Below are 17,668 nucleotides of genomic sequence, written 5' to 3'. Positions count from 1 at the left end.
AAAATCCTGTTGCTGTAAAGCTTTTGAACTCTCCGCAGTTTACTTCCTCAACTGTATGAGTCATTAATTTTCAGTTTTGCGGTTTTTTTCTTTCTGTGCCAAATATTGTTCAATATCAGCTACAGCATCTTCTAAAGCTGCTATATCAATAGCTTCTGTATTTTCACTTATTTTTTCGTTAGTAGTGTTACTGTTAGTCAGTTCCGTGATACTCTGATGATCAGAAAAATTAACCTGTAGGATATCTTCCAACTGGTTGAGAGATTGTTGAAACTCTTGAGATGCAGCGCATCGTTGACGTTGCTGAATATGTTCCATAATCTTGATTTGAGGATGATGGTTGAGTGGCTTAATCCTGAATAGTATCTGCGAATTCAGTCAAATTGAGCCATCTAAAATTATTATGATATCTATCTGCTGGCTCAGAGGAATTCAGTATCAATTTTACACATTAACAGGCTTAACTGCAAAGTCAGTGGTATTGCTGTAATATGATGTTCAACTAATTGATTAGTAGATTGATAAGTGATAACTACTAACTGAATGTTTGGTGAATGAAAATGAATAAATTAACTAAACAAGTATTAATTTGGCTGGGTACAGCTATCATTGTTCTGAGTTTGATGGGATGTGACCGCTTATTTCCAGCCACTGGTGATATTGTGGAACGAGTCAGTGATGGTGATACCTTGGTATTAAGGGGTGCGGATAATCAGAAATTTACAGTCCGGTTTGCTTGTGTGGATGCACCGGAAGTACCTCACTCTAAAAAAGAGAAAAATAGTACACGGGTTCGAGATGTGAATCAATTTAATTGGGGTGTGAAAGCACAAACAAGAGTAGAGGAACTAGTGAGAAAATCAGGCGATCGCGTCAAGTTAACTGTGGTAGATAGCGATCGCTATGGTAGAAAAGTTGCAGAAGTGCGATTAAAAGATGGAACTTTTATCCAACAAGTTTTATTACAGGAAGGACTAACTAAAGTCTATCGTTCTTATTTAAGCAAGTGTCCGAGTAAAGATTTACTGCAACAAGCTGAAGCAAAAGCGCAACAGCGAAAGATTGGCGTTTGGAGTGACAGGAAATTTGTTGATCCTTGGGAATATCGAAAGATGAGTAAGTGAAATACTGAAAAGTTTAAATCTTCACAATTTGTCTGAATTAGGATATCCAAGATTTCAGGATGTACAGGATTTGATTATTTGTCAGAATCAGGTGGTTATCGAGCGAAGTCGAGATAATGTCCAGGATTTAAGGATGTACAGGATTTGATTATTTGTCAGAATCAGGTGGTTATCGAGCGAAGTCGAGATAATGTCCAGGATTTAAGGATGTACAGGATGAGATACTTAGTAAATTAATTCGTAATTCGTAATTCGTAATTCGTAATTCGTAATTCGTAATTCGTAATTCGTAATTCGTAATTTTAACAATTATCTGATATAAATCATATAAAACATTTATAAAATATCCACCTGTTAAACAATACTCCCGCAAAAATCAGTAAAAAAATCCTGTCAATCCTCAAATCCTGGACATTATCTCGACTTCGCTCGATAACCACCTGATTCAGACAAGAAAATCATTAAACACCAATTGAAAAACTCCTCCCACAACAATCATCAAACAACATCCTGAAAATCCTGAAATCCTGGACATCATCTCGACTTCGCTCGATAACCACCTGATTCAGACAAGAAATCCTCAAAATCCTAATTCACACCCCTCTCAACTTCATCCATTTTTCTAACCTAGAAATGGCTTGAGAAGAAACCAATGTCAAACATAAATAAATCACAGCTACCATAGCGTAAATTTCAAAAGCGCGATAATTTTCTGCTACTATTAGCTGTCCTTTACGGAACAATTCTTCAAAACCGATTACTGCTACTAAACTCGTATCTTTCAATAAACTAATAAATTCATTACCCAATGGTGGAATCATCCGCTGGAAGGCTTGGGGAAAAATCACATAACGCATTGTTTGGAATGAATTTAAACCTAGTGAACGCGCTGCTTCTGATTGTCCAATTGCTATTGATTGAATTCCAGCCCGGACAATTTCGGCAATGTAAGCCGCGCTATTTAAACTCAAGGCAATTACTCCAGCTACAAGGCGATTTAATGAAAAGGTAAAACCCATTTCTTGAAAAATTGCTGGTAAACCAAAATAAATCATAAATATCTGCACTAGTAAGGGCGTGCCTCTGAAAAAGTCTACATAAGCCCTGGTTAATAACCTTACAGGTTTAATTGTAGAAAGATGCAAAATACCAATTAAAGAACCACCAATCAACCCAAATATGACTGATATTAATGCTAATTGCAATGTTACTAATACGCCAATTAATAAAGTTGGTAAAGCTTGCAAAAGTAAGCTGAGAGAATTTAATTTATCTGCCTTTGAATTTGCAAATGGTAGTTTATCTGGCAATATTGGCGGTGTGGATTTAAACCATTTTTGATAAATTAGTTGATAATTTCCATCTTTAAATACTGTTGCTAAACCTTGATTAATCAAAGATAAATAAGGCGATTTTTTAGCAGTAGCAATTCCATAAAATTCCTCTGTTAGCAGTTGTTGTATAACTTTTATGCCTTGTAGATTACCTGTATTTACAGCGTATAAAGTTACGGGTGCATCATTAATCACTGCATCCACATTGCCATTTTGTAATTCTTGCAATGCTAGAGGTGCAGAATCAAAACTGCTAACTTGCGCCCCAGTTACACTTTTAGCCTTTGCTGCACCAGTTGTACCAATTTGCACAGCAATTTTTTTATTTTGGAGACTGTCAAACCCAGTAATATCTTGGTTATCAGCGCGAATGGCGATCGCTAATCCTGCTTTAAAATAAGGACGGGAAAAAGCCACAGTTTTCGCTCTTTCTTCCGTAATTGTCATCGAACTAATTGCTGCATCTATAGTTTTAGCTTGCAGTGCGGGAATCATGCCATCAAAAGGTAAGCTTTGAAACTCTACTTGAAAATTAGCAGCAGCAGCAACCGCCCTCATTAAATCAATCGAAAAACCCTCTAACTCTCCACCTTTTCCCTGAAACTCAAAAGGAGGAAAAGTTGGTTCTGTGGCCACTGTTAAAGTTTTTCCACCACTAACATTTACACTACAACCAGCTAATAAGCAACAGCTTAACCCAACCACCAAACAGCTACATAACCAACGCCGAAAACTAAACTTGATCATTGAAGTTTCCTTTATCAATTGATAATTGATAATTGACAATTGATAATTGTTTCATTCAAGGTTTTAAACCTCGCCTTTCTAGGGGAAAAAAGCCAAAAATCCCCCTTTTTCAATCCTCTTCCCTCCAGGGAGAGGTAATTGTCAATTGTTCATTATTGAACTTTCTTCAGGAAAGCCTTGAATGATTTTATCTTGCTAAGTCCAGGTTCAAATGTCCCTCTTCGCGTTTAAGAATGGTTGGGGTAAGGTTAATAGCAGCACTTGAAAAAGTAAATGTCAGGAAATTTTGACATATACCCAGTTCTTTTAACTCAAATGTCATGAAACCATAACATAATGATCCCGAAATAGCTGATAAATACGTCAAACATTCAAAATACCGTCTTCAGACCCCTTGCTCACTAGGCATGAATACCTGTTAATATTTCTTTAACAAAAACACACCGTCGATCCCAAAGAAATGCTAATCATAGCAGGATGAGGAATCTCAAGGTTGTGAATTTTCATTTAAAAACAAACTAAAACACTTATAAACTGGGCAAAACCAGGAGTCAGTAATAAGAAATTAATCTGGGATCAAAAACATTTTATAACCCGGAGAAATAATTTAAAACTACTGGAGGCCAAATCAATGGCAAAAGAACGCCCACCGCTAGAGGAGATGACATTAAGGCAGCTTCGTAAAGTTGCAAGCGAATATGGCATTTCTCGCTATAGCCGAATGCGTAAATCTCAACTGTTGGCATCAATTCAAGAAGTTCAGCGCAGTAAAGTATCGCTTAGTCCATCTCGTTCACTGGAGGCACAGGAAACCGTGGAAGCAGCAAAGTTTGAATTAGGTCAGGAAGATCGTACTGGTGGTTCTTTCGCTGATGTTGATGAAGCATTGGCCGATTTACCAGGTGGTTATGGTGAAAGCCGCATTGTTTTATTACCACGTGATCCACAATGGGCTTACACATACTGGGATATTCCCAATGATCACAAAGAAGAACTGCGTCGTCAAGGTGGTCAGCAACTAGCACTGCGGATTTATGATGTTACTGATATCAACCTGGAACATCAAAGTCCTCACAGCATCCAAGAATATCCAGCGGATGAACTGGCAAGAGAATGGTATTTACCAATTCCAGTGAGCGATCGGGATTATGTTATTGATATAGGTTATCGTACCGTAGATGGTGGCTGGTTAGTATTAGCTCGTTCTGCTAGAGTCCACATTCCTCCTGTCTATCCTTCTGACTGGATAGAAGATGTCTTCATCACCGTAGACTTTGAAGAAGACTTGCGCGGTCAGACCAAGTATGAATTAGTTCCTCCTGCGAAGAAAGTTGCTGCGGTTGGTGCAGGTGGCAACCCCATTTACGACCAAATCTTTGGTTTAGCAGAATCTGCCGAAGCACAACGAGTTGCTGGTTCTCTGTTCGGTTCTATGCAGCACGTAGCTGGTTCAGTACGTCCAGAACAAGCTATCAGTTCCTACATCTTCCCATCTGGTGTGGGTATGTGGGCAGTTCCCACCGCATCCGGTATCAATATGTCCGGTGTAGGAATGTCTGGTGTTGGCTTCTCTGCTTCTGCTGTACCCGTGCGTCCTCGCAAATTCTGGTTAATTGCAGATGCTGAATTAATTGTCTACGGTGCAACTGAACCAGATGCAACTGTAACTATTGGTGGTCGTCCCATTAAACTCAATCCCGACGGTACATTCCGCTTCCAAATGTCCTTCCAAGATGGTTTAATTGACTACCCAATTTTGGCTGTTGCTGCTGATGGTGAACAAAGCCGTTCTATTCACATGAAGTTTGAACGTGAAACACCTTCTCGCAATACCAACACCAAGGATGAAGCTGTTCTGGAATGGCTCTCCTAAGTCTTGAAGTTTACATTACGCCATAACTGCATTTTTTAATATTCCCCGCTATAGTAATCCTGTAGCGGGTTTTGTATTTGTCAGAATCAGGATGTCCAGGATTGAAGGATTTACAGGATTGTAATTGTTTAATTTTTTGTTGGTATCAGAAGTTAAAGATAAGAAAAAATCTCACCCAATCTCCGTCAGGAGATCCCGAAGGGTAGACGCAAAGGCGCAAAGGAAAATCAGAAGTTTAAAAATTACATCCTGTACATCCTATAATCCTGGTTATCCTGATTCTGACAAAATAAACCATCCTGTACATCCTACCCATTACCAATTACCATATCTATGAAAAAATTATCTTTCTTATCTATTTTAATTAGTAGCGGTTTTTTATTATTAAGTTGTCAGGATATGGTAGCGAATTCAGCACCCAAACCATCTGCTAATTGTCCTGGCAATAATTCACAGTTTAGTATTGAATTCTTTAAGACTAATAATAAAGGTGAAAGATACACTAAAGGTATCAATCATGTAATTCTTTTTAATCCTAAATCTCCAGCTTTAGATTTTACGGTGAATGTAGGTTTAGCTCATAAAATATATGCTAAAGATGCTAGAGGTAATTTTAGAAGAGAATACATTCCTAAATATTTTAGTCAATTGATAGCTGATGAAAATTCCAAGTTAAATGGTAAATCTCCAATTGCAGCGATTAATGCTGATTATATAGATACGGTGAATAAACCCCAAGGTTTAAATATTTCTCGTGGAGTCGAGTATTCTGGTGCATTTAAAAATAAACGTTCTTCTTTTGGTATATCTGGAGGAAACCCAAGGGAACGTATAGCTACTATTGATACTGGCAGAAGAGGCGCAAGTTTTCTGAATTATAATTTGGTGGGTGGTAATGGCAGATTTTACCGTCAGGGTAATTTTAAAGATATCTGTAAAGCTTTAGGAGAATTTGCTTGTAAAGGTGCAACTAATCGTTCGATGGTAGCAGTTACGAGTAAGGGTTATGTGATTTTTTTAGTGAATGATGTGAAAGCTAATTCTAGTATTCAAACTTCTGCAATTAATAAAGAATTGTTACCGAGTCAGTTTGATGATGTGTTAGAAGGTATTGCCAGAAATAATTGTTTAGGCAGGATTCAAGAAGGGATGTTATTTGATGGCGGTATGTCTCCAGGTTTGTATTACAATAATAAGGTTTATGTAGAAAATTTTGGTCCAATTGGTTCGGTGTTTTTGATTTATAAGAAAAAAGGCTGAAAACCTTGATAGTGTATCTTAGTCTTAGTAGAGGTACAAGCAGTCATAATCAAACGCAGATGGACACAGATAAACGCAGATAATTTTGTGCTTCATTAGACAGGAAATGCTATAAGTTGATTTTTTTGAAATCTGGCAATTGTTCCCAGGCTTGATATGAATCAACCGCAAAGAACGCAAAGGACACAAAGTGAAGAGGGTTTAAGAGGGTTTTTAGTATTGCTGCGTTTATTGTTGCTTTCATTGGGATGCTCTCGGTTGATTTCTGCCGTTATGTACTAGTGAAGTTGTAAACATCAAAAATAATTTGCTATAATACTATATTGTTATAGTATGTGACCAACTATATCTATAGTTGAAAGCTAATTACTGATAGCTGAATACTGACAATAAAACTTTATTCTCCCCAGCAGAAATGAGAATTTTCTTTTCAGATGAAGCGATCGCACAATTAATTGCAGAAGATGTCCCATTTCTAGATTTAACTACCTATGGATTAAATATAGGTAAGGAGTTAGGAGAAATCGCATTTTCTACCCGTCACTCCACAACTATTTGTGCGACTGAAGAAGCAGCAAGGGTATTTGAAAAATGTGGTGCAAAAGTTGAATATTTAGTAGAAAGTGGTACTTGTTTACCCGAACAAAAATTAATTCTTAAAGCCAGTGGTTCAGCTGAAGCTTTACATATTGGTTGGAGAGTGGCGTTAAATTTAATGGAATACGCTTCTGGTATTGCTTCCCGTACCAAAGAATTAGTTGATGCTGCTAAAAATGTAAATCCTGATGTGGCAGTTGTCACCACTCGCAAATGTTTTCCTGGTACGAGAACTATTTCCATGAAAGCAATTTTAGCTGGTGGTGCTATTCCCCATCGTTTGGGACTCTCAGAAACAGTTTTGATTTTTAAACAACATCTACTATTTATAGATAGTATTGCGCAAATAATTGAGCGAATTAACCAACTCAGAAAACGGTTTCCAGAACAAAAAATTGCTATTGAAGTGGAAACAGAAGCCGATGCTTGGATGGTTGCTGAAGCTGGTGTTGATTTAATTCAATTTGATAAAATTCCTACTTTAGAACTTGGTAATCTTGTTACAGATTTAAAACAGAAATATCCAAGTTTAAAACTAGCAGCAGCAGGTGGGATTAATGGGGAAAATGTGAGGAATTATGCCAGCACAGGTGTAGATATTTTGGTGACAAGTTACCCCTATTTTGGGAAACCTGCTGATATTGGTGCAAAGATGACACGGAAAGAATAATTGTCAGAATCAGGATGTCCAGGATTTAAGGATTTACAGGATAAATGCCTTCACAATATTCTTAGCTATTAATATTTTGAGGATGAATGATAGTAATTTCTGGAACAGCGATAAAATCTTTTGGGTTTAAAGTTAAAATATGGCTGATATGATGAGTAAGCATCACGGCTAATAGGCGTATATCATGAGTGCGTTTACCGGAAATATTATATGTTGTTACTAAGTTCAACCAAGTAGAAAATACATCCGGTGTTTCTTCGAGTAAATCAAATTGATTGATGAGCATTTGTACAGCTTGTTTTGTTTGTTCTACTGTCCATCCTAAGCCATTGACATTTGCAGGACGAGTAGCAACAACCCAAAATTCAACGATCACTTGAGAAGTGATAAAACATTTACCACCTTCTAATAAAATTTCAGAAATAGCATTACTTATAAGGTTATATTCCGAAGATTGGGAATCTGTAAACCTGAGAATAACATTTGTATCAAGTAAATAGCTTGTCATATTCCTCGATCATCATAAATATTTTCCCGACGCAGTGCTTCATCTGGTAAAGTAATATCGCTTTTAGGAAATTGAGATAACCATTCCTGAAATTGCGCCACTTTTTCTGTTGATGTTAAATTTTGTTTATCTGCTGGTGATGGAATGATTTTTTTCTGAGAGAGTTTAGATAAAAACAGTTTTTGATCTTCGGGAGTTAATTTGGCAACAATTTCTACAAGTGAATCAACAAGTTGTACATTCATAACTATCTATGATATTTACTAGGTTATGATCCGCTATATCAATTATAGCCATAAAAGCGTCAGAATCAGGATGTCCAGGATTTAAGGATTTACAGGATTTTTTAAATCATTAACTTAAAAAAGAAGACTGTAAAACCTAACATTAATAATAAATGTGGTAGGTTGTGAAAGAGCGATCGCTTGGAAATCCTTAACAGTGGATAGGGACTAAATACCATTGCTGAAATGAGGGTGACACCTTGCAAAAATTGCGCTACATCCAAATTCCAGGAAAGTGTAGGTAAACCTGCACCACTGTAACCGAATGTATGTGCTAAAACCGGGAGAATTTGCCCAGCTTCCGTAATAGCCGCCGGAATATAATGGGTGAGATTGGCTGCTAATGTTAAAGGCAGATAGGCATAGATAACTGTGAGATAATTTGGTTGTTCTGAATCTAGGAAACGTGCGATCGCATGAGTCCCATAAGTTAACACCGCAGGAATACTCAGCAGAACACAAACAATGGGAATGCTAATTAGCAAATGGTCAGCATCTAAAGGCAAAAAACCAAATCCCAACCATCCCAAAATTCGATCAGCATGGTGCATAAATACACCACCCAACAACAGCAATAATAAAGCCACTTCTGCCCAAAATCCTTTGTGATTATCCAACAAATCTGAAGCCGGAAACCGCAAATTTAACTGTGCAGAACGATTAGGACAACCTTTCAAACAGGTCATACACAACATACAATCTCGGTTATCTTGTAATTGTGCCGGATGGGAATAAAGCGGACATCCTCCTGTTGCTTGTCCTTCTGTAGGTAAGGCTTCAGAAAAGGCGATCGCAGTTACTGCCGTCCCTTTATAACAGCCAAAGGTGTTGCACTGACTACCACACACTTGTTGAGTGGAACGCAATTCAATCATTGACAGTTTGGCAAACATCCCATTCATCCCACCAATGGGGCAAAGATACCGACACCATAACCGCCGTTCATAAATTAAACTGAAAATAACCGCGCCGGCTGTGATTGTTAACAGCAGCCAGGCTGACAAATAGGCATGGTTGGGTAAGTCCCAGAGTTTTTCCCACAGGTAAATAGCCACAAAGCCAGCAAACACAACCCAACCTCCCCAACGGTTCAACCATTGGGTATTCCAGGTGAGTTGCTGACGGGGAAATAGCCACAGAGAAATTTTTCGTATCCACTCACCAGTAATCATAAAGGGACAGACAGCACACCACAGCCGACCAAAAAAGGCAAAGAGGAACAAATAACCAGGCCACCACCACGCCCAAAACATATTCAGGGTGACACTGCTATCTCGTTGTTGATCACCAATAAAACCCAGCACTGTCACAGGAACAAAAACTGCCATCATTAACACCCAGATACCTTCTGGATACCAACGACTGAGCAAAATTTGCCGCAACCAGGGTACATGAGTTAATAAATCAAGACGAAAGGCGTTTTTGGTTGATTGTACAGACCACAAGACCTGTTCTGGGATGACAGAATGCCCTGATGGTGTCATCATCACCGCTCGGTGTAAAATCTCTGCTAGTTCGGCGATGTTTCCGGGGTAGTCGTAGCTGATTAAGCGCCGGAGGTCGGATTGATCTACTTTTAATAAGGGACGATTCTGTTCTCGACAAAACTGGGTTAAGAAGTACCCGGCAAAATCGGGAATATCGGCTTTGCGTTGGGGTAGGGTAAAAAGTTTGATGGTAATGGTGTTAATTTCTGGTAATTCCAGTTTGTTGGGTGATGCCAGAATCAAGCGCACAGTAGATTGTATCGGTTCAGCAGGTTCAGTTTTAGGATTGATTTTGCCCACAATACCGCGATTTGGCAGAATTAATCCAGTTTTCAGGTAGTGAACTAAACGGGAGCGATCGCCTGGACTCAACACCTGTACATTATCTAGTAGTAGAGTTCCCCGTTCCAACAGTTCTAAAATGCCCGGTTGCTGTCCTATCCTACCAAATAAGACATCTGTATTTAGCCGACCATCTTCTGCACGGAGTAGTTCACCACAATCTAGTTCCGCAAAGGGTTGAGATGCTAGTTCTGAACGAGTATGAATCAAACCTGCTACAAATGTTTTACCTGTTCCTGGCTGCCCTTGCAAGATTACAGGCTGCAAATTTGCGGCTGCCTGATTGACCTGTTCTATCAGTTTCTGTGCTGCTTTACTACTACCAATAATACCAGTTTGGCTGGCTACTGGCTGTATATAGGATTGTAAGGATTGAATCCGTACCTGTGACCAAGCAATACGAGTAGCATATTCATTTAAATCTTGAGCGAGTTGGGAATGAATCACCTGTTGAATCGAAGGGTGTGCAACAATTAGGTGTTGAAAAGCGGCTTTTGGCAAAAACCAAATTTCGCTTTTAGTTAGGGCAATCGCATTGGTTTGATATGTTCCTTCTACCTCATTAGCAATCAGCGTATAACCAAATAAATCACCTGGATGACGGTAACGAATCAGCAATTGACCGATGAGCGATCGCTTAAAAATCTCTACTGTTCCTGATTTCAGCAAGTACAATCCAATGGGGGTTTGTCCTTCTTGATATATCAGCGTTTGCGGTTCTACACTAAAGTAATGAAAGGATTGAGCGATTGCTTCCAGTGCATCTACTGGTAATTGCCCCCAAACCTGATGAATACTCAGCCAATTGTGAAAATTTTCAACAACTTTACTATCAGTCGTCATATTCTCATTCAACGGTAATGGTTGCATTGGCATTGCCGTTACAGGTTCAGTTTGAATAGTTGTTTGAGAATCCATCTCAGCATTCAGGTTTTGCTGAATTGAGGGATGAATGGATTTATTTAGATACACTTTGATACCTCAAATATTGAAGTAATAATTTTTTTTAATTTTTATGTTTTTTTATTATTGAAAACAGCCCAATTTTGTCGGGGAAAAGCCTGGAATATATTGATTTAATTGAGTATTTCGATTTTAACAAAAATCTGTGGTAGTGGTAGGATTTACGCAACAATTTAGAAAAATTTTATGCTTTTGCGGTAGCCTACAGCCAGATGAAAAGTTTTAATTCAAAGATGACGGGGTAATAATGTACATCTTCACACCGTCAGTATTAGTTGTAAATTTTTATTTCTATAACTCTAACATCACATCATGTCATCAGATATGATGATATGGTGAATTCATAACCTATATATCTCTTATCAATCAATGAGTAAAAAACTTAACGCCATAATTCCTGATGAAACATGGCAAGCATTAGAAGAAATTGCCAAAAAAGAACAAAGAACCAAAAGCCAAATGGCCGCCATTTTACTAGGGGAAGCACTAGCTAACCGTCAACAACAACAGCAGAAAAGATAATAAATGCAATCTTTGTAATATTAAACAATGGTAAAACTCTACTATAGAGGTATGATGGATGAAAATGGTCAGCCCAAAATCGGTCGCTCTGCCAGACTATTAGGAGTTAGAATAGGTATTGATATAAATGTTGAAGAAATGCCTTTAGGTTATCTGGATCAGCAAGGCTATTTATTACCAGAGTCAGAACGTGAATTTCGCGGAGAATTGGTTGCTGTTGCTATTAAAGATACAAAAGGAATGTCTGTTTCTCTATCAATTGAAAGTTTACCAGCAACTCGCAAACCAGCTAAATTTGGTGGAATTGGCAAAGATCCTTTATGGGAAATTGATGACATTAATATTAATGGAGATTTACAAGCTATTCAGGATAGTCCAACTCACGTTAGTATTTTACCAAGAGTTACAATGTTATTAGAAAAATACGAATTAGCCTTAGCAAATACCCAAAAATATTGGCAAAGAGTTGATTAAAATTATAACTATAGGAGTCTATAAATATGGCTTGGATATTTGGTTTATCAGCAGAATGTGGTGATAAAACGAGTGCTGAGGTTTTAGCTCTTCATTTTGAAACGCAGTGGACAGGGATAAGGTATATAATAAATACTAAATGTCAACTTAGCGTAGACACTTTTCAAGATATAGAAAATAACTGGTGGTGTCGGGTTTGCTCAGATAATATTAGTTGCGTGGGGATAGATAATCCTGACAATGCTAATCTAATGACAGAATTAGGTTTTTCGCTCTACAGTGATCTAAGTTCTTTTAGTAAGTTCCCCCATATTAAATTTCGCTATGCTTTAGTTGGTGTAGAAGTTGATGAATTTAGAACCTATAGTGAACTTATAGAAGACTTACCTAATTTATCTATTCCCGGATTAGTTTTATCTACAGAACTAATACAGGGATTAGAAACATTATCAGGTTTCCAAGAATTTAGTTCTGGTTATATTTGGCAACCCTATAAAGGAGAAGTTTATCATACATCAATGGCTCTCCAGACTTAAAACCATGAAAATAGCTACCCTATTTAAATGGGTAGAACTAAAACAAGATGTTCCTAACACCCTTGTCAAAGCTGGTAATAGGGGGGTTGTTTTGGATCATCTCATATTTAGATATCTATGCTTAACTAATTAGCAGGAAGAAGATAAATTACTTGAGATTCTTCTACAGGTTTTTTACTTACTTCTGAATATGTTAATTTTTGCCATTCAACAAAACTCACACCTAATTTCATCATTGATTCTATTTCTATGCGATAACCTTTAATCCGTTGATGGGTTTCTACAAAAATTTCCATTTTTTCCATTACTTTAGGTAATTCTAAAAATGTCCCTGGATAACCTTTGAATTGAATATGTTTCCAAACAGCTTTAGGTAAAGAATCTTTCCACTCATCTGGTTTATAGGCAATTTTGAATAAATTTTTACGTTGCTGCTGATAAACAGTATTTTCATCCATTTCTGGATTTAACCAACGAAAAATATGAGTCAGTCTTGTTAAATCTATATCTTCCTTTAGTTCAGGATATAAATAGGCTGCGGTGTTAGAACCGGCTTTCCGCACTTCAAAATGTCATACGTTTATACTTCAATTATTTTTACAAAAAATGTTGACATACTTCAGTATTTAAACGTATAAACTACAGACCTTTGGCGATAGCGAAGCGCTGCTGCAAGCAGTTCGCTATTCAACGACCATTAACCCCAATTTTTGTAGTCTTTGTATATTACAAACCGAAGTGCGGAATGTGGGATGTAATTTCTGTACCTATTTCTTGGGTTCAATGTCTCTCTGAAAACTGGGGAAATTCCAAAATCGGCTAGAAAACCTCAATACACCTTAGCCCTAAAACTCCGTGCTACCATCTTCGCCGAATTATGATATGACACCTTAGAAGATTGATGAGTATTGTGATTCTGCACCAACACCACAGCCGCAACTGCTAACAGAAAATAACCAAAGGTTTTTTGCAGTTTTTGCGCTGGCACATATTGAGCAAAATACGCACCGGGAACTGTTCCCAAACTAGCAGCAATAATAAAAGAAAACATCAAATTCCAATCCAGGGAAACGTTTCCCAGATAACCCAAAAAGCCTGTAACGGAATTAAAGATAATGATAAGTAAAGATGTGCCGATCGCCTTTTTCATCGGTACTTTTCCTAACAATACCAAAGCCGGAACGATCGCAAACCCACCACCCACACCAACTAACCCCGTTAACACCCCCACACCCAAACCTTCTGTCATTAACCACAACCAACAATACTTACAAACTGGTTGGGGATAAAGTGCCAAATCTTCCTCTGTCATCACAGACTGAGAACTACGACGAATCATAAATACTGCCGCCAAAAACATTGTCACGGCAAACAGCATCATTTGCACAGAGTCGGTAACAATTGGCAGGGTAGCAATTTTAGCCCCTAGAAATGCCCCGATCATCGTTGTCGAACCGAAGATCAAAGCAGTCTTGAAGCGGACATTTTTAGCTCGCCAGTGGGGTATCAAGCCCAGTATACTCACAGTACCGACAATTACCAGAGTCATAGCGATCGCAGATTTTGGCGGTACACCCATCACATAAACCAAAATCGGCAACGCTAACACTGAACCACCACCACCAATTAAACCCAAGCTTAACCCAATACAGGCAGCCAGTAAATGACCAATCACCCACGTCATACACCGCTCCGTTGATTATAAGGTAGCTTTGCCAACAGCCTTGCCAACATACAAGTATCGGTAATACCTGCAAACATTAAACCTGCACCCACAAAACCACTGAGAATCAAAAACCAGGGAGAAACAAAAGCACCCAGTACCGTCCCTGTAAACACCAAAGAACCAGCGACAATTTGCACCTGACGCATTAAACTAATTGGTGCATTGTGGTTAATTTTTGTTAGATAACCTGCTGCTTTCCATGCACCCAACCCCGAATCTAAATGAGTGACACTATTAAAACCCGCATCAAATAACTTTTGAGCAGCCATTTTCGAGCGATTCCCAGAACGACAGTAAAGAACCACAGTTGTACTTTCATCTTGAGGAACTTTACGCGGATCAAACTGAGAAAGAGAAACCAATCTTGCACCAGGAATATGTTCCCCTGCATACTCACCAGGTTCTCGCACATCAATCAGCGTCACAGTTTCTTCCTCAAGTAACTGCTTAAGAGTTTGAGCATCAATAGTTTGCAAAGTCTTCAACCCGGAAGTAGTCATAAAATCCTCTCCTCAATTCTCTTGTTTCTCTCTTTCTCTCTTTCTCTGTGTCTCTGCGTGAGCCAAAATCTTAAGCAGCAACATCACCACAACGCTGATTAGCCGGTACAGCTTCCATAATCTTTTTCGGATTAGGCAAATTAAGATTCGCCATTAAAGTAATAAACTCATCACGGGTGCGTCCTACCAACCGGGAATTAAACTGCTTTTCTTCCCCAATAGTAGAAACAGTCAAACCTTTATAGTCGTGACCAGGATAAACTAAAGTTTCATCAGGTAAAGTAAACAGCTTTTGCGTAATATCATCGTACATTGCACCTGCATTCCCGCTTTGGAAATCGGTTCTACCACAACCACGAATCAACAACGCATCTCCTGTGAATAGATGCGTACCATTGACCAGATAAGCATTATGGCTGTCAGTATGACCGTGAGTTTGAATGGTCTCTACTCTCACACTGCCTAATTCCAATACTTCCCCATCCTTAATAAACCTGTCTGCACAAGCAGCATGGGCGTTTTCTGGGACAACCCCTAAACAACCTGTGGTTTCCCGGAGTTTACCCGTTCCAGTGATATGGTCAGCGTGGATATGGGTTTCTAAACAGTATTTCAGCGTTAGTCCCAGTTCTTGAAGTAAAGTGCGATCGCGTTCCACCTGTTCCAAAACCGGATCAACTAAAATCGCTTCTTTCGTCACCCTGTCAGCAATTAAATAAGTATATGTACTTGTTTCTGGGTCGAACAGTTGGCGAAATAACATAATGCCTGACTCCCGATAGATTTTATTTTCATCTTTTATCTATAATATAACTATATAGTAATAAAATGTCTAGTGGAGAGACAAAACAAATGTCCGAAAAAATAATCTGCCCAGGAAATCACAAAAATTTCCCCAAATATAGGACTCATATTTGATTTTTGAAAAAAACTCCGTATACCTAAATTCTCTGAAACCCTTTTGCCTTTTGCCTTTTGCCTCTTGCCTGCCTACATAGATAATTTCAGATATCAAACCAGATTCCTATATTACTACTGGGAGTGTTGATATTGTGGATATTTCTGCTATTAGGAATATTTACAGCTACTAATGCTGGGGCAACAATTCAACAACTAGAAGAAGCACCAGGACAGGTAGTTTACCAGTCCCGACAATCTTTAAAAGAGCAGCACGGAAAAACCTGGCAGTTCTTGGCAGGGCAAGCCTTTCAGGCAATGGATGCGCTCAAAAACCCATGAGCGATCGCTAAAATTAATTCTCTTCTTTTCTACAGTCATGCAAGTGAAAGTCAAGCCCAGCCTAGATTACACACCGTTTATCACCCTGGCTAGAAAAATAATTTAAAAATGATATGAAAATCTACTTGACAAACTATATAACCATATAGTTAAATAAAAAGACATAAGGTTAACTTGCCTTGAACAACGATTAACCTCGGAATTAAAAATTATGACTATTTCTTTGCAACAAAGCCAAAGTAACAATCTTTGGGATAAATTTTGTAATTGGATTACCAGCACTAACAACCGGATGTACATAGGTTGGTTTGGTGTACTGATGATTCCTACACTTTTAACAGCAACCATTTGTTTCGTCATTGCTTTTATTGCCGCACCACCTGTAGATATAGATGGTATTCGAGAACCTGTGAGCGGTTCTTTACTCTACGGGAATAACATTATTACTGCTGCGGTTGTTCCTACTTCCAATGCTATTGGTTTGCACTTTTATCCTATTTGGGAAGCCGCTACTTTAGATGAGTGGTTATATAATGGTGGTCCTTACCAATTAATTATTTTCCACTTCCTGATTGGTATTTTCTGCTACATGGGTCGTCAGTGGGAATTATCTTACCGCTTAGGGATGCGTCCTTGGATTGCGATCGCCTACAGCGCACCTGTTTCTGCTGCCACGGCGGTAATATTAGTCTACTCCATAGGTCAAGGTTCTTTCTCTGACGGTTTGCCTTTAGGGATTAGCGGTACTTTTAACTTCATGTTTGTACTGCAAGCAGAACACAACGTTCTCATGCACCCATTCCATATGTTAGGAGTAATTGGTATCTTTGGTGGTGCTTTATTCTCTGCTATGCACGGTTCTTTAGTTACCTCCTCTTTAGTGCGAGAAACCACTGAAACTGAATCCCAAAACCAAGGTTACAAATTCGGACAAGAAGAAGAAACCTATAATATTGTTGCGGCTCACGGTTATTTCGGCAGATTGATTTTCCAATACGCATCTTTTAACAATAGTCGTGCTTTACACTTCTTATTAGGTGCTTGGCCAGTAATTGGTATCTGGTGTGCAGCCTTGGGTGTATCCTCTTTTGCCTTTAACCTCAATGGTTTTAACTTTCACCATTCTATTCTTGATGCTCAAGGTGCTGTAGTTAATACTTGGGCTGATGTTTTAAACCGCGCTAACTTGGGAATTGAAACAATGCACGAACGCAACGTTCACAACTTCCCCTTAGATTTAGCCGCTGGGGATATTCAACCTGTAGCTTTAGTTGCTCCTGCTATTCACGGTTAATTGACTTTCAATTCAGTTCGTTCTCATGCCCTCAAAAACAGTGTAGGCAACCCAAGTTAAAAATGCTTTGGGTTGCTTTTTTGTCAATCAAATATTATCTCATGTCCTAACCCCTCTCCAAACCTCTCCCCTTGTAGGGGAGAGGCATTGAAAACCCCATTCCCCGGTAGGGTAGGGGGGTAGGGGGG

The 17,668-nt window shown here is 38.6% G+C and carries 19 protein-coding genes; 10 read left to right on the top strand and 9 right to left on the bottom strand.

The window, feature by feature from the left end; all coding sequences use genetic code 11:
• Nucleotides 1-63: 63 nt before the first annotated feature.
• A complete protein-coding gene (locus A0J48_RS16310) occupies nucleotides 64-318 on the bottom strand; it encodes a hypothetical protein (protein ID WP_200324813.1) in 255 nt (84 codons plus the stop codon).
• A 242-nt stretch (nucleotides 319-560) separates the two neighbouring features.
• Between A0J48_RS16310 and A0J48_RS16305 the strand changes: the two genes are divergently transcribed.
• Nucleotides 561-1,124 (top strand): thermonuclease family protein, encoded by a 564-nt coding sequence (locus A0J48_RS16305; RefSeq protein WP_200324811.1) that lies wholly within the window; start codon nucleotides 561-563, stop codon nucleotides 1,122-1,124.
• A gap of 593 nt (nucleotides 1,125-1,717) precedes the next feature.
• On the opposite strand, the gene A0J48_RS16300 is transcribed toward A0J48_RS16305, so the two are convergent.
• Entirely contained in the window at nucleotides 1,718-3,205 is a 1,488-nt protein-coding gene (locus A0J48_RS16300; protein WP_200324809.1) for an ABC transporter permease subunit, read from the bottom strand.
• A gap of 631 nt (nucleotides 3,206-3,836) precedes the next feature.
• Here A0J48_RS16300 and A0J48_RS16295 point away from each other — a divergent pair.
• The 3 genes from A0J48_RS16295 (at nucleotide 3,837) to modD (ending at nucleotide 7,605) form a co-directional block, all read left to right on the top strand.
• A complete protein-coding gene (locus tag A0J48_RS16295) occupies nucleotides 3,837-5,078 on the top strand; it encodes a DUF4912 domain-containing protein (protein ID WP_200324807.1) in 1,242 nt (413 codons plus the stop codon).
• Nucleotides 5,079-5,411: 333 nt separating this feature from the next.
• Nucleotides 5,412-6,338: a phosphodiester glycosidase family protein gene (locus A0J48_RS16290; RefSeq protein ID WP_234300961.1), complete on the top strand. Its 927-nt coding sequence runs from the start codon at nucleotides 5,412-5,414 to the stop codon at nucleotides 6,336-6,338.
• Between the two features lie 415 nt (nucleotides 6,339-6,753).
• Complete coding sequence (modD, locus tag A0J48_RS16285) at nucleotides 6,754-7,605, top strand: ModD protein (RefSeq protein ID WP_200324805.1); 852 nt, start codon at nucleotides 6,754-6,756, stop codon at nucleotides 7,603-7,605.
• 61 nt (nucleotides 7,606-7,666) lie between these two features.
• Here modD and A0J48_RS16280 read toward each other — a convergent pair whose 3' ends face one another.
• From A0J48_RS16280 to A0J48_RS16270, 3 genes are all read right to left on the bottom strand, one after another.
• Nucleotides 7,667-8,113 (bottom strand): type II toxin-antitoxin system VapC family toxin, encoded by a 447-nt coding sequence (locus tag A0J48_RS16280; RefSeq protein WP_200324803.1) that lies wholly within the window; start codon nucleotides 8,111-8,113, stop codon nucleotides 7,667-7,669.
• Complete coding sequence (locus A0J48_RS16275) at nucleotides 8,110-8,358, bottom strand: hypothetical protein (protein WP_200324801.1); 249 nt, start codon at nucleotides 8,356-8,358, stop codon at nucleotides 8,110-8,112. The genes A0J48_RS16280 and A0J48_RS16275 overlap by 4 nt, the downstream gene beginning before the upstream one ends.
• Nucleotides 8,359-8,459: 101 nt before the next feature.
• Nucleotides 8,460-11,198: a sigma 54-interacting transcriptional regulator gene (locus tag A0J48_RS16270; RefSeq protein ID WP_200324799.1), complete on the bottom strand. Its 2,739-nt coding sequence runs from the start codon at nucleotides 11,196-11,198 to the stop codon at nucleotides 8,460-8,462.
• Nucleotides 11,199-11,558: 360 nt separating this feature from the next.
• On the opposite strand from A0J48_RS16270, the gene A0J48_RS16265 reads away from it, so the two are divergent.
• The 3 genes from A0J48_RS16265 to A0J48_RS16255 are packed head-to-tail and all read left to right on the top strand — an operon-like array spanning nucleotide 11,559 to nucleotide 12,721.
• A complete protein-coding gene (locus tag A0J48_RS16265) occupies nucleotides 11,559-11,711 on the top strand; it encodes a ribbon-helix-helix domain-containing protein (protein ID WP_200324797.1) in 153 nt (50 codons plus the stop codon).
• Nucleotides 11,712-11,738: 27 nt separating this feature from the next.
• Complete coding sequence (locus A0J48_RS16260) at nucleotides 11,739-12,185, top strand: Tse2 family ADP-ribosyltransferase toxin (RefSeq protein WP_200324795.1); 447 nt, start codon at nucleotides 11,739-11,741, stop codon at nucleotides 12,183-12,185.
• A gap of 26 nt (nucleotides 12,186-12,211) precedes the next feature.
• Nucleotides 12,212-12,721 (top strand): hypothetical protein, encoded by a 510-nt coding sequence (locus tag A0J48_RS16255; protein WP_200324793.1) that lies wholly within the window; start codon nucleotides 12,212-12,214, stop codon nucleotides 12,719-12,721.
• Between the two features lie 125 nt (nucleotides 12,722-12,846).
• Here A0J48_RS16255 and A0J48_RS16250 read toward each other — a convergent pair whose 3' ends face one another.
• The 4 genes from A0J48_RS16250 to A0J48_RS16235 all read right to left on the bottom strand — a co-directional run bounded on the left by A0J48_RS16250 (nucleotide 12,847) and on the right by A0J48_RS16235 (nucleotide 15,710).
• Entirely contained in the window at nucleotides 12,847-13,284 is a 438-nt protein-coding gene (locus A0J48_RS16250) for a hypothetical protein (protein ID WP_200324791.1), read from the bottom strand.
• Between the two features lie 266 nt (nucleotides 13,285-13,550).
• Entirely contained in the window at nucleotides 13,551-14,405 is an 855-nt protein-coding gene (locus tag A0J48_RS16245) for a sulfite exporter TauE/SafE family protein (protein WP_200324789.1), read from the bottom strand.
• Entirely contained in the window at nucleotides 14,402-14,947 is a 546-nt protein-coding gene (locus tag A0J48_RS16240; RefSeq protein ID WP_200324787.1) for a rhodanese-like domain-containing protein, read from the bottom strand. Before A0J48_RS16240 ends, A0J48_RS16245 begins: the two co-directional genes overlap by 4 nt.
• A gap of 70 nt (nucleotides 14,948-15,017) precedes the next feature.
• Nucleotides 15,018-15,710: an MBL fold metallo-hydrolase gene (locus A0J48_RS16235; RefSeq protein WP_200324785.1), complete on the bottom strand. Its 693-nt coding sequence runs from the start codon at nucleotides 15,708-15,710 to the stop codon at nucleotides 15,018-15,020.
• Nucleotides 15,711-15,997: 287 nt separating this feature from the next.
• Between A0J48_RS16235 and A0J48_RS16230 the strand changes: the two genes are divergently transcribed.
• The 3 genes from A0J48_RS16230 (at nucleotide 15,998) to psbA (ending at nucleotide 17,480) form a co-directional block, all read left to right on the top strand.
• On the top strand, nucleotides 15,998-16,186 hold the full coding sequence (locus A0J48_RS16230) for a DUF3122 domain-containing protein (RefSeq protein WP_200324783.1): 189 nt from the start codon (nucleotides 15,998-16,000) through the stop codon (nucleotides 16,184-16,186).
• Nucleotides 16,167-16,292 (top strand): hypothetical protein, encoded by a 126-nt coding sequence (locus tag A0J48_RS27470; protein ID WP_267910315.1) that lies wholly within the window; start codon nucleotides 16,167-16,169, stop codon nucleotides 16,290-16,292. The genes A0J48_RS16230 and A0J48_RS27470 overlap by 20 nt, the downstream gene beginning before the upstream one ends.
• Before the next feature lie 105 nt (nucleotides 16,293-16,397).
• Entirely contained in the window at nucleotides 16,398-17,480 is a 1,083-nt protein-coding gene (psbA, locus tag A0J48_RS16225) for a photosystem II q(b) protein (RefSeq protein WP_200324781.1), read from the top strand.
• Nucleotides 17,481-17,668 lie beyond the last annotated feature (188 nt).

Origin of the sequence: Sphaerospermopsis aphanizomenoides BCCUSP55, assembly GCF_001586785.1 — a bacterium.
GTDB lineage: Bacteria > Cyanobacteriota > Cyanobacteriia > Cyanobacteriales > Nostocaceae > Sphaerospermopsis_A > Sphaerospermopsis_A aphanizomenoides_A.
This window is presented reverse-complemented; position numbering and strand designations above follow the sequence as displayed.